General features: G+C 64.6%; 7 protein-coding genes. 4 read left to right on the top strand and 3 right to left on the bottom strand.

Going from position 1 to position 12,217, the window contains the following annotated elements; translation table 11 throughout:
- Window positions 1-106: 106 nt before the first annotated feature.
- The 3 genes from plsY to KH208_RS03110 form a co-directional block, all read right to left on the bottom strand.
- A complete protein-coding gene (plsY, locus tag KH208_RS03120) occupies window positions 107-700 on the bottom strand; it encodes a glycerol-3-phosphate 1-O-acyltransferase PlsY (RefSeq protein ID WP_291433739.1) in 594 nt (197 codons plus the stop codon).
- A gap of 342 nt (window positions 701-1,042) precedes the next feature.
- A complete protein-coding gene (locus KH208_RS03115) occupies window positions 1,043-3,214 on the bottom strand; it encodes a ribonuclease catalytic domain-containing protein (protein ID WP_291433737.1) in 2,172 nt (723 codons plus the stop codon).
- A gap of 544 nt (window positions 3,215-3,758) precedes the next feature.
- The gene (locus KH208_RS03110; protein ID WP_291433736.1) at window positions 3,759-5,354 is read right to left on the bottom strand and encodes an amidase; all 1,596 of its coding nucleotides are present in this window, start codon (window positions 5,352-5,354) and stop codon (window positions 3,759-3,761) included.
- Window positions 5,355-5,650: 296 nt separating this feature from the next.
- Between KH208_RS03110 and KH208_RS03105 the strand changes: the two genes are divergently transcribed.
- From KH208_RS03105 to KH208_RS03090, 4 genes are all read left to right on the top strand, one after another.
- On the top strand, window positions 5,651-7,495 hold the full coding sequence (locus tag KH208_RS03105) for a histone-lysine N-methyltransferase (protein WP_291433735.1): 1,845 nt from the start codon (window positions 5,651-5,653) through the stop codon (window positions 7,493-7,495).
- Window positions 7,496-7,567: 72 nt separating this feature from the next.
- A complete protein-coding gene (gene icd, locus KH208_RS03100) occupies window positions 7,568-8,707 on the top strand; it encodes an NADP-dependent isocitrate dehydrogenase (RefSeq protein WP_291433734.1) in 1,140 nt (379 codons plus the stop codon).
- A gap of 203 nt (window positions 8,708-8,910) precedes the next feature.
- Window positions 8,911-9,591: a LysE family translocator gene (locus KH208_RS03095; RefSeq protein ID WP_291433733.1), complete on the top strand. Its 681-nt coding sequence runs from the start codon at window positions 8,911-8,913 to the stop codon at window positions 9,589-9,591.
- Between the two features lie 41 nt (window positions 9,592-9,632).
- Window positions 9,633-11,960 carry a hydratase gene (locus tag KH208_RS03090; protein ID WP_291433732.1) on the top strand — a complete coding sequence of 776 codons (2,328 nt, stop codon included), beginning with the start codon at window positions 9,633-9,635 and terminating at the stop codon, window positions 11,958-11,960.
- Window positions 11,961-12,217 lie beyond the last annotated feature (257 nt).

Here is a 12,217-nt window from a genome sequence, read left to right as displayed (position 1 = left end):
CCCCTGGCAAGAAAGAAGGCGGTTCCGGTTCGGGGATAGTACTCTTATGGTACAGCCCCGGGCCGGAACCGCCTTCTGCCGCAGCCCAGGGAAAGAAAGGCGCGTTTCAGCTTTTGCTCTTTAACCAGCTTTTTTCCGTCCCCGCCCGCAGACGGGCAATGTTCTCGCGATGTTTCCAGACCACCAGGGCCAGCAGACAGAGGCTCAGGGGCAGCCAGCTCCAGATGCCGCTGAGCAGCAGAAGCAGGGGCAGGGTCGCCACCAGGGTCAGGGACCCCAGAGAGACGTAGCCGCTGCGCCAGATCACCAGCAGGCAGAGCGCGGCGGCGATCAGCAACTGCCAGAAGGCCAGGGGCAGAAACACGCCGATGCTGGTGGCCACGGCCTTGCCGCCCTTGAACTTCATGAAGCAGGAAAAGACATGTCCCAGCACGCAGGCCAGGCCGGTCAGGCTGACGAAGACCGGGGACGGATTGATGGCCAGCGCGGCCCAGACCGGCAGCGCGCCTTTGAGCACGTCGCAGAGCAGGGTTGCCACGCCCCAGCCGAAACCGCAGAGCCGGGAGACGTTGGTGGCCCCGGTGCTGCGGCTGCCGTCCGTGCGGGGGTCGATGCCGCAGAAGGTTTTGGCGATGACCAGTCCCCAGGGCACGGAACCCAGCACATAGGCCACCGCTATCCAGAGCGCCTGCACAAGCATGTTTTTCTCCTCCCGAAAAACCGGACTGACCCAAGGCAGGCGTATCTTGCCCGCCGCGATTCTCCGGGGAGAACAGCCTCACGCACGCTGCCCGCGTCACCCGGCATTTTTTGCTGCTCACGTACCTGCGTACGCTGCGCGCGAAAAATGCCGGATTCCTCGGCAGCGCACGAAAATCTTATTCTCCGCCGGATTCCCCCGGCACCAGCCATCCGCCTCCGCTACGCTCCGGCGGAGTAAAGGAGGCTTTGCCCAACAATGCCGGGCAACATTCAGAATCATATTTCCTGAATGTACCCTGCTGTCTTTCAATAACTTTACAGTTGCACCTGCCCGGCGGGCCTACCTTTCCAGGGTAACGGCCTCCACAATCTGAATCTCATTGTACAGCGGGTGCACCTTGCCCAGCCGCACTTCCACGGCCATGCCGGGACAGGCCCGCTCGTCGAACATCCGGCGCTTGCCGCGCACGAAAAGGCCCTGATCCGGCAGGCTCACGCTGACAAAGGCGTCGTTCTCCTCGGTGATCACGCCGGGCCACCAGACCTTGTCCCCCTTCTGGCGGAAGAAAAGCAGCTTCCAGTAACGCGGCCGGAAGCGCTGTACCTGCCCGGCGGCTTCCAGCACGGGCGAAAGGCTGTTCAGCAATTCCGCCAGCCCGTTTTCATCCCAGCGTGCCTGCCCGGCGCGCAGAAAATGCACCACCTGGGCCTCGTTGACAAGGTCCGGGTAGCGGCGCAAAGGCGAAGTCACAGGGGTATAGCGGGGCAGGCCCAGAGCCGCGTGGGGCCGTGCCTGGAGTTCCAGGCTGGAGGGCGTCAGCGCCCGCATGATCCGGGTCATGTCCTGGGGCGCGGTCCAGACGCCCGCGTATTCCCTGGGCAGGGCCACGTCCTGGGTCCGGTGGAGCATGGGCAGCCCGCGCTCCCGCGCCCATTCGGCCACGGCGGCGCTGGCCAGAATCATGGTTTCCGCCACCAGCATCTGGGCGTCCGGGGCCGGATCGTCCGGGGCCACATCCACGCGCAGCTCCGCGCCTTCACCTTCCAGGAGGATCACCGGGTCGGGCCGATCCATGATCACGGCTCCGGCCGCGATGCGCGCCTTCTGCCGCCGCCGGGCCAGATCCAGGCCCAGGCGCAGCTGCTCCGCATGGGGCGCGGCGGGGTTGTCCGGCAGAGCCGCCTCCGCGCCGCCGGGCGTTTCCGCCCGCCCTTGCGTGGCCAGGGCGTCCAGCACGGCCTGGCTGTCCTTGTAGGTCAGATTGGCGGCCAGGCGCGCCCTGGCGACAAAAACCTCGCACGCGCCCGCCAAGCCTTCGCTGTCCACGGGCACCCGCACGCAGAGCGCCGGGCGCGGCTCGCCCGCCAGCAGGGAAAAGGCCCCGGTGCCCAGCGTCTCGGGCAGCATGTGGCAGGTGCCTTCCGGCAGATAAATGCTGGTGCCCCGGTGCAGCACGGCCTTGTCCAGAGAGCCGCCGAAGGGCCAGAGCAGGGCCGGGCAGGCCAGGGCCAGGGTCAGGCTGCACCCCGTGCCGTCGCTCTGGACGAAAAAGGCGTCGTCCACATCGCGGGTGCTGGCGCTGTCAATGCTCACAAAGGGCAGCTCGCAGAGCGGCAGGTCCGCCGCTGCCGGATCGTCCCCGCGGGCCGCCCGCGCCAGGGCCTCCACCTCGTCGGCGCGCTCCCGCCACCATGTATCGTCCGGCGCGTAGTCGGCCCGGTCCAGCCAGAAATTGTAGTGCGGGGGCAGTTCGCCCCAGGCGATCAGCAGTTGCAGGGGCAGATGCGGCACGTCGGGCAGGCCCTTGGACAGCATGTGCCAGAGGGTCTCATGCTCCTGGCTTTCCGGATCAATCATCCGGGCGCGCAGCAACTCTTTGAGGCGGTCCGCCACTTCGGGCGCAGGCCATTCCGAACCGCTTTCCGCGCCGGACCGCGCGGAGGGCGGCGGCAGAGAACGCTTTTTGCAGGCCACCTCCCAGAGCAGGCGGAAAAAGGCCGCCCCCCCCGCGATAAGCGCCTCGCGTTCCTCCCGGCTTTTCTGCTCGGCCAGGCGCTTTTCCACGGTTTCAGCGGAAAAGACCTGAAAATCCGGCGGCTGGAAACGGAAATGGCTTTTGCAGGCCAGCAGCGCGCGGCCGTAAGCGGCCACCTGATCCGGGTCCGGATCGCTGACAAAGAGCTCGGCGAACCATTGGGCCTGGGCCGTCGCCACTTCGCCCTGGGCCAGTTCCCAGACGTCCATGACCGGCACCGCGGCGGCCAGTTCCTCTCTGGCCTTTTTGTGCGTTTCCAGCAGGCGCACCGCCTCTTCCCGGCCCGCGTCGGCCGCGTGCAGCGGCCCGAGCCAGGGCAGCAGGCGCGCCGCCGTCAGCCGCGTTTCGCGCCGGTTGGGCAGCAAAAGCCGCAGACGGCCCCCGGCTTCCTCGGTGACCATGGCGATCTGGACGGCATTGCCTTCCATATATTCCACAATGCAGCCCGGCGCGGGATAGCGCACACAACCCGGCATAAACGCTCCTTTAGTCCGAACATCCTCATGGCAGCCCGACGCAGAGAATCCGGTATTTTTGCCGTTCTGGCAAGCCCTGGGCCTCTGCCGGGGTCATTCCGTTCCCCGTCCGTTGTTTTATTCTGCCCTGCGGGTGCGGGGGCTTTACGCCTCCCGGCATTTGGGCCGCCTGGCGCGGCGGTGGCCCGCGAGGTCTTCGCCCTCAATGGAGAGGAAATCCGGGCCTATATCGGCGAATACGGCGCGCAGCAGGAGGTGCATACCGGCAGGCTGACCATGAAGTTCGAGTTTTAGGGCCGTGTTGCGGTGAAAATGCGTCCATGCTCAGGCGGCGGCTTCACTGTCCGGGACTTCTGCGCCAGCAACGGCCAGGCCCGCCAGGGGTATCTCGGGGCGGCGCAACGTCCGCCCGGCCGGAATAAGTTCAAGATGAAACCGCTTTGACGCCGCCGTCTGAAAAAATCCGCGCCCTTCTCCACAGAAAGGGCGCGGATTTTTTCAGACGGCGCGATAACACGGCCCGACGGCCCCAGGCCGCCGGATCCTAGGCCTTGTCCCGATAATCCGGGAACAGATCGCCGTGGTACAGGCGCAGGCCCGTCCGCGCGTATCCGGCGGCCACCCGGAAGGCGGCCAGATCGTCAAAGGTATTGCCCACCACCTGCATGCCCATGGGGATATTATTGGGGGCCACGCCCACCGGCACGTCCACCACCGGATAACGGCTCAGCAGGTTCCAGATATACGTCAATATATATCCGGGTCCCTTCACAGGCTTGCCGTTGATCGTCAGGGCATCCTTCGTCGGATCGTTGTCCGCCGGGAAATAGGGCGTGGCAAGGGTCGGCATGAGCAAGGCCCGGCAGCCCTTGCCGAAAACCTCCTGTTGCAGATGCCGGTGGAGCCCGGCCGCAAGCTCATCGGCGGCGGCCATGGCCTCGGGCCCGCCGTTGCGCGCCGATTTAAGCGCCTGCCGGGCGTAGCTTGTCATCAGCTCCTGCTGAGGCTCGGCGGCCAGCAGCATGGCGCCGATGCCGGTGGAGAGCAGGCCGTTCATATAGACGGGGAAGATCTGAGCGTTGGTCCAGCCCAGTCTGACCTCCTCCACCACGGCTCCCTGCCCGCGCAGCACTTCCGCCGCATTGCGCAGCGAATCCCGCACGGAAGCGTCGATGCCTTCCGGCAGCCAGTCCTCAAAATAATCCAGCGCGATCTTCACGCCCTTGAGGCTCTCATACTTAAGCGGATAGTCCAGCTTGGGCCGCAATGCGGCATGCACTTTGGGATGCGGCCCGGCAACGGCGTTCTGCATCAGCGCCATATCCTCGAAGGTCCGGGCCAGAGGGCCGAGCGTTTCAAAGGTCGTCTCAGACGTGGGCACGCGGCCGAACGGCGCTTTGAAGCCATACAGCCCGCACAGGGACGCGGGAATGCGGATGGAGCCGCCCATGTCCGAGCCGGTGGCCAGGGTTGTGAACCCGGCGGCCAGGGCCGCGCCGGAGCCGCCCGAAGAACCGCCCACGGCATAATGGAGGTTCCAGGGATTGCGCGTGACGCCCCAGAGCCGGGACCAGGTCTGGGTGTGGATATAAAATTCCGGAACCGTGGTCTGAATGTGCAGGACCGCCCCTTCCGACAGCAGCATGTCGATGATGGCGGCGTTCTCCTTGATCAGGGGGGAGTCCTTCAGGATAAGCGACCCCATGCTCACCCGCCACCCGCGCACCTCGTTTTCATCCTTGACGGCCACGGTCACGCCTTCCAGGGTGCGCGCGGTGCCCGCCCTGTAGCGTTGTTCCGACTCTCCGGCGGCCTTCATGGCCTGACCGAAATGCTCATAGGCCACGGCATTGACCTTGCCGTTGAACCGCATGGGGTCTTCCAGTTCCTGGCCGCTGGTGTTCAGGGGGCCGTTATACTTTTGTATTCTCTCGATCTGCGCCTTCAGGACGTCCACCGGAGAAAGAGCACCTTGTTTGTAATATTTGATCTGTTCAACAGCCGTCAGATAGGCCAGGCCCTCCTTCTGCACAGGCGTGGCCGGAGCGGAACGGGGAACGCCCAGAGAAAAAAGCCCCGCTTCGAGGGCCGCGATGGCGCTCAGGCGGAGAAAGTCGCGTCGTTTTATGTTGGTGGTCATGTTTATTTTCCTTTTGTATATATTGCCCATACGGTCCATTCCTGGCATGCCGCCATAACCACGGCGGGAAGACCGTTTCCATATCAGTGTTACCGTAATCGAATACTTTTGCAATCCGGAACAAATGCGGCGGGTCTGTGGCGCGGGCCCGCGCTTCGGCCGGAAATTCCGACGCGCCGGAGGAACGGAAGAAGAACCGCGTACTGGACGGGCGGGCGGGAAGCGGCTATACAAAACTTTTATAGCCCCAATTCCTACCGTGCCCCAGGGGGGCGCGCACGAGCGAGACACAGCCCATGAGCATCATTCACCAGCCGGGCGGCAACCGCGTCTTGAACCTGCACGAACCGGAAAAGCCCCAGCTCTACCGTGAACTCTTTCCCTATACGAGCATTTGCCGCACGTCTTTCGACGAAGTGCTGCTGGCTCCGCGTCCGGCGGAACAGATGCGCATTACCGACACCACCTTCCGCGACGGCCAGCAGGCCAGGCCGCCCTACACGGTCAAACAGGTGGCCAAGATGTTCGACTTCCTGCACCGCCTGGGCGGCAAAACCGGGCTGATCACGGCGTCGGAATTCTTCCTCTACTCGGCCAAGGACCGCAAGTGCATCGACGTCTGCCGGGCGCGCGGCTACCGCTTTCCCAGGGTCACGGCCTGGATCCGCGCCACCAAGGAAGACCTCAAGCTGGTACGGGACATGGAATTCGACGAAACCGGCATGCTTACCAGCGTGTCCGACTACCATATCTTTCTCAAGCTGGGCAAAACCCGCCGGCAGGCCATGGACATGTACGTGGATCTGGCCGGCCAGGCCCTGGAATGGGGCATCATTCCGCGCTGCCACTTCGAGGACGTGACCAGGGCCGACATTTACGGCTTCTGTCTGCCCCTGGCCCAGCGGCTCATGGAGCTTTCGCGCCAGAGCGGCATGCCGGTGAAGATCCGCCTCTGCGACACCATGGGCTACGGCGTGCCCTGGCCCGGCGCGGCCCTGCCCCGCTCGGTGCAGCGCATCGTGCGGGCCTTTACCGACGAGGCCGGGGTGCCCGGCCAGTGGCTGGAATGGCACGGCCACAACGACTTCCACAAGGTGCTGGTCAACGGCGTCACGGCCTGGCTGTACGGCTGCGGCGCGGTCAACGGCACCCTGTTCGGCTTCGGCGAGCGCACGGGCAATACGCCCCTGGAAGCCCTGCTGGTGGAATACATCTCTCTCACCGGCGACGACGCCGCGGCGGACACCACGGTTCTGAGCGAAGTGGCCCGATTCTTCGAAAAAGAGCTGCACTACCGCATTCCGCACAATTATCCCTTTGTGGGACGCGACTTCAACGCCACCAGCGCGGGCGTGCACGCCGACGGCCTGGCCAAGAACGAGGAAATCTACAATATCTTCGACACCAAGCACCTTCTGGGCCGCCCGGTGCCGATCATCATCACCGACAAAACCGGCCGCGCGGGCGTGGCCTACTGGATCAACAACAACCTGAACCTGCCGGAAGACAAGCAGGTTTCCAAAAAGCATCCCGCCGTGGGCCAGATCTACGACGCCATCATGGCCGTATACGAGGAAACCGGGCGCACCACCAGTTTTTCCCACGACGAAATGGAAGCCCTGGTCCAGCGCTTCATGCCCGAACTCTTCGCCACCGAATTCGACCAGATGAAACAACTGGCCGGGGATCTGGCCGCGCATCTCATCGTGCGCCTGTCCCGCAGTCCCGGCCTGACCGACCTCAGCGAGCAGGCCTGCGCCCGGCTGGATGAATTCGTGCACGAGTATCCCTTCATCCAGTTCTGCTGCCTTGCGGACGCCCAGGGCAAGATGCGCTGCTCGGCCGTCACGGACCCGGAATACAAGGAAGTCTACGAAGCCCTGCCCGTGGGCTATGACTTCTCGCAGCGCGAATGGTTCAAGATGCCCATGAAGACCGGCGACCTGCACATCATGGATGTCTATCAGTCGCACTTCACCGGCAAACTGGTCATTACGGTGTCCTGCGCCGTGACCGACGAGAAGGACCGCATCGTGGGCGTGGTCAGCGGCGACATCCAGCTGGAGCAGTTGCTCAAGCGCGCCCGGGCCCTGCAACAGGAAGTCGGTTCGCAGGACGAGGCGGACGGAGAGAACGATTAGCACAAAAAGCCGTTTCGCCGTCCGCGGCAAAACGGCTTTTGCATAGGGAACACGCTAACTCGGGAAAGGAACATGCGTAAAAAAATCTACTGGATCGAAGGCGACGGCATCGGCCCGGAAATCTGGCGGGCCGCGCGCCCGGTCATTGACGCGGCCCTGGCCAAGGAATCTGATCTCCGCCTGGACTGGCAGGAACTGCTGGCCGGGGAAAAGGCCGTGGCCGAAACCGGCTCCCCCCTGCCCGAAACCACCATGGACGCCCTGCGCGGCGCGGACATTGCCATGAAAGGCCCCCTGGGCACGCCCGTGGGCACGGGCATCCGCAGCCTGAACGTGGCCCTGCGCCAGGGGCTGGACCTTTACGCCTGCATCCGGCCCGTGCGCCATTTCGACGGCCTGGAAACCCCGGTCAAGCATCCCGAGCGGGTGGACATGGTCATCTTCCGCGAAAATACGGAAGACGTTTACGCGGGCGTGGAATTCGCCGCGAATACGCCCGAGGCCCGCAAACTCATCGCCTTTCTGCGCGACGAGCTGGGCGTGACCAAGGTGGGCGAGGCCGCCGCCGTGGGCATCAAGCCCATGACCGAGGCGGGCTCCAAGCGGCTGGTGCGCCGGGCCCTGCGCTATGCCCTGGACAACGGCCGCGACAGTCTGACCCTGGTGCACAAGGGCAATATCATGAAGTTCACCGAGGGCGCGTTCCGCCAGTGGGGCTACGATATGGCCGCGCGGGAATTCGGCGGCCAGACCTGCACGGAAAAAGAGCCCATGCCCGGCCGTCTGGTGGTCAAGGACCGCATCGCCGACGCCATGTTCCAGGAAGCCCTGTTGCGGCCCGAGCAGTACCAGGTGCTGGCCACGCCCAACCTTAACGGCGACTACATTTCCGACGCCCTGGCCGCCCAGGTGGGCGGGCTGGGCCTCGCGCCGGGCGTGAACATGTCCGACAGTCTGGCCTTTTTCGAGGCCACCCACGGCACCGCGCCCACCATCGCCGGGCAGGACAAGGCCAATCCCGGCAGCGTGATCCTCTGCGGCGCGCTGCTCATGGAGCATTTGGGCCTGCCCAAGGCCGCGGAGCGCATCCGCTTCGCCGTGGGCAAGGCCATCGCCGCAAAGGCCGTCACCGTGGACCTGGCCGCCCAGGTCAGCGGCGCGCGCGTGGTCGGTTGCCGGGAGTTCGGCGAGATCATAGGAGAAAATTTGTAGGGATCGCCTTTCCGGGGGAGGGGAACTTTTGTAAAAGTTCCCCTCCTCCGGTCCCCAACCCGTCAAAACTTTTATTCTTCAGCGTGCCGAGCAGGGTGTCGCTCACATGGGCGCCCTCAGAAAAATACATAAAGGGGTTCTCAAGGGACCACGCCCCTTGGGCCTCTGGAGGCGTTTTTATCCTCTCTCAATAAGGCCCTGTCATGATTTCGCTGGAAAACCTGCTGCTCTACGTGCCCCTGGCCGCCATTCTGGTCATCCTGCCGGGGCCGGATTTTGCCCTGATCGCCAAAATTTCCCTGCTGGACGGCAGGCGGCAGGGCCAGGCCGCGGCCTGCGGCGTGGCCCTGGGCATCGTGATCCATACCAGCGCGGCCATGCTGGGCATTTCCGCCATCATCGCGCAATCCGTGTTTCTGTTCAGCATTCTGAAATACGTGGGCGCGGCCTATCTGCTCTGGCTGGGCATCCACGCCCTGCGCCAGGGCCGGGCCGTCAGCCGGGCCGTGGTCCGCACCGCTCCCCTGCCCGGCCGGGAACCGGAGAGCATGGCGGGCGCAACGGCTCGGCCCGCGCCCCGCGTGTTGTGGCGCGCCTTCAAGCAGGGTTTTCTGACCAATCTGCTCAATCCCAAGGCCGTATTGATTTTTCTGACTTTCCTGCCGCAGTTCATGGACCCGCGCATGCCCCTGGTCCCCCAGTTTCTGGAGCTGGGCGGCATCATGTCGCTGCTCTGTCTGCTCTGGTACGTGTCCCTGGCCTATATTCTGGGCCAGGTGCGCAGGGCCTTTGAAAATCCTCGTTTCCAGCAATGGCTGCACCGCTGCACCGGCGCCGTGTTCATCGCCTTCGGCCTCAAACTGGCCGCGGCGCATGCCGACTGACCGGGCGGCTTCAACGTCAACACTACTGAAGAAGGTTTCCCATGATCCAGCTTTTTGACCAGACCACCGTTATTGACGGCGCGCAAGTCCTTGCCGCCGACGAGGCGCGCGCGCGGGGCGTGGACCCGGACGCCGCCCGCGCCCAGACCCTGACCCGCCGCATTCTGGCGGCCCACAATGCCGCCCCGGCCGAAGACGCGGGCCTGCGCCTGCGCTTTGACGCTCTGGCCTCCCACGACATCACCTACGTGGGCATCATCCAGACCGCCAGGGCCAGCGGCCTGACGGAATTCCCCGTGCCCTACGCCCTGACCAACTGCCACAACAGCCTTTGCGCCGTGGGCGGCACCATCAACGAGGACGACCATCTCTTCGGCCTTTCCGCCGCGCAGAAATACGGCGGCATTTTCGTGCCCCCGCATCTGGCGGTCATCCATCAGTACGTGCGCGAAATGATGACCAAGTGCGGCGGCATGATTCTGGGTTCGGACAGCCACACCCGCTACGGGGCCCTGGGCGTCATGGGCGTGGGCGAGGGCGGCCCGGAACTGGTCAAGCAGCTCCTGGGCAAGACCTACGACGTGCCCGCGCCCAAGGTCGTGGCCGTGTGGCTGGAAGGAACGCCCGCGCCCGGCGTGGGGCCGCAGGACGTGGCCCTGGCGATCATCGGCGCGGTGTTCAGGAACGGCTTTGTGAAAAACAAGGTCATGGAATTCATGGGCCCCGGCATTGACGGCCTTTCGGTGGAGTACCGCTGCGGCATCGACGTGATGACCACGGAAACCACCTGCCTGTCCTCCATCTGGCGCACGGACGACAAGGTGCGTCAGTATCTGGCCCTGCATAAGCGGGAACAGGATTTCGCGCCCCTGGAACTCCAGGGACCGGCCTGCTACGACGGCCTGATCCGGGTGGATCTGGGCAGGATCGAGCCCATGATCGCCCTGCCCTTCCATCCCAGCAACGTCTGGCCCGTGGCCGAAGTGGTCCGCCGCGCGGACGAGCTGCTGGCCGCCGTGGACGAAGAAGCCGTGAAGCAGTTCGGCGAGGCGGGCAAGGGCCTGAACTTGCGCGGCAAGATCCGCGAGAGCGGCGTCTGGGTGGACCAGGGCATCATCGCGGGCTGCGCGGGCGGTTCCTTTGAAAACATCAGCCTGGCCGCCGCCATTCTGGATGACAAGAGCACAGGCAACCAGGCCTTCAGCCTCTCTGTCTACCCGGCCAGCGAGCCGCAGGCCCTGGCCCTGGTGCGCAACGGCTCCACGACCAAACTGATGGCCGCCGGGGCCGTGCTCAAAAACGCCTTCTGCGGCCCCTGTTTCGGCGCGGGCGACACCCCGGCCAACGGGGCCCTGTCCATCCGCCATTCCACCCGCAACTTCCCCAACCGCGAAGGTTCCAAGCCCTCAGGCGGCCAGCTTTCCGCCGTGGCGCTCATGGACGCCCGCTCCATCGCCGCCACCGCGGCCAACGGCGGCCGCCTGACCCCGGCCACGGATCTGGACTGGAAGGATCCCGGCCTGAACGTGGACCTCAGCTACCATTTCGAGCCCGTCATCTATCAGCGCCGCGTGTACAACGGCTTCGGCGCGCCCAAGCCGGAAACCCCGCTGGTCTTCGGCCCGAACATCGCGGACTGGCCGGAAATGAACCCCCTGCCCCGGCATCTGATCCTCCAGGTCGCCAGCGTGATCACCGACCCGGTGACCACCACGGACGAACTGATTCCCTCGGGCGAGACCTCCTCCCTGCGCTCCAATCCGCTCAAGCTGGCGGAATACACCCTGTCCCGCAAGGATCCCGGCTACGTGGCGCGGGCCAAGGCCTTCCTGGCCCTGGAAAAAGCCCGGCTGAAGAACCCGGCGGACCCGGCTCTGCTGGCCCGCGTGCGCGAAATCTGCACGCCCTGCGGCGTGGGGGAATTCGTTGACGAACTCACGTCGCTGGCGAATATCGGCCTGGGCAGCACCATTTTCGCAGTCAAGCCGGGCGACGGCTCGGCGCGCGAGCAGGCGGCCTCCTGCCAGAAGGTGCTGGGCGGCTGGGCCAACCTGGCCGTGGAATACGCCACCAAGCGCTACCGCTCCAACCTGATCAACTGGGGCATGCTGCCCTTTGTGGTTGACGCGGACCTGGCCAAGGATCTGCGCGTGGGCGATTATCTGGTGGTTCCGCATATCCGCGAGGCCGTGGAAAAGGCCCATCCCAATATCCTGGCCTGCCTGGTGCATGAAAGCGAGGCGGACGGCGAGCACAGAATCTGGGCCGAGCAGATCGCCCTGACCCTCAAGGAACTTACGGACGACGAACGCCAAATCATTCTGGACGGCTGCCTGATCAATTTCTACAACAGCAAACGGCCGCTGTAGAACGTTACCGTTGAACAGGCCCACAGGTGAAAGCGGGACAAAAACACGTTTTTGCCGCTGGCTGAGCCATAGATTCAACGGCAAGCGGCTACCTTCATTCACAAAAAGCTCCAGATTGCCGTTGTGCGGCCGGGACGCCGGGGATTTCCCACGTCCCGGTCGCCATGACACCCTCTTCTTTCCGTTTCGTCCCCCTCGGCGGCCATGCCGCATCTTCCCGCTTGTTTCAACTCTGCAGCTTTTATCAAAACTGCAAC

The sequence above is a fragment of the Desulfovibrio sp. genome (genome assembly GCF_018379785.1).
Classification (GTDB): domain Bacteria; phylum Desulfobacterota; class Desulfovibrionia; order Desulfovibrionales; family Desulfovibrionaceae; genus Desulfovibrio.
The sequence above is the reverse complement of the archived record's forward strand: the minus strand, read 5'-3'. Positions and strand labels throughout refer to the sequence as shown.

Excerpts from the sequence above, each read along its gene's own strand:
- plsY (WP_291433739.1), bottom strand. The coding sequence starts at position 700 with ATGCTTGTGCAGGCGCTCTGGATAGCGGTGGCCTATGTGCTGGGTTCC.
- KH208_RS03115 (WP_291433737.1), bottom strand. The coding sequence starts at position 3,214 with ATGCCGGGTTGTGTGCGCTATCCCGCGCCGGGCTGCATTGTGGAATAT.
- KH208_RS03110 (WP_291433736.1), bottom strand. The coding sequence starts at position 5,354 with ATGACCACCAACATAAAACGACGCGACTTTCTCCGCCTGAGCGCCATC.
- KH208_RS03090 (WP_291433732.1), top strand. The coding sequence starts at position 9,633 with ATGATCCAGCTTTTTGACCAGACCACCGTTATTGACGGCGCGCAAGTC.
- KH208_RS03105 (WP_291433735.1), top strand. The coding sequence starts at position 5,651 with ATGAGCATCATTCACCAGCCGGGCGGCAACCGCGTCTTGAACCTGCAC.
- KH208_RS03095 (WP_291433733.1), top strand. The coding sequence starts at position 8,911 with ATGATTTCGCTGGAAAACCTGCTGCTCTACGTGCCCCTGGCCGCCATT.
- icd (WP_291433734.1), top strand. The coding sequence starts at position 7,568 with ATGCGTAAAAAAATCTACTGGATCGAAGGCGACGGCATCGGCCCGGAA.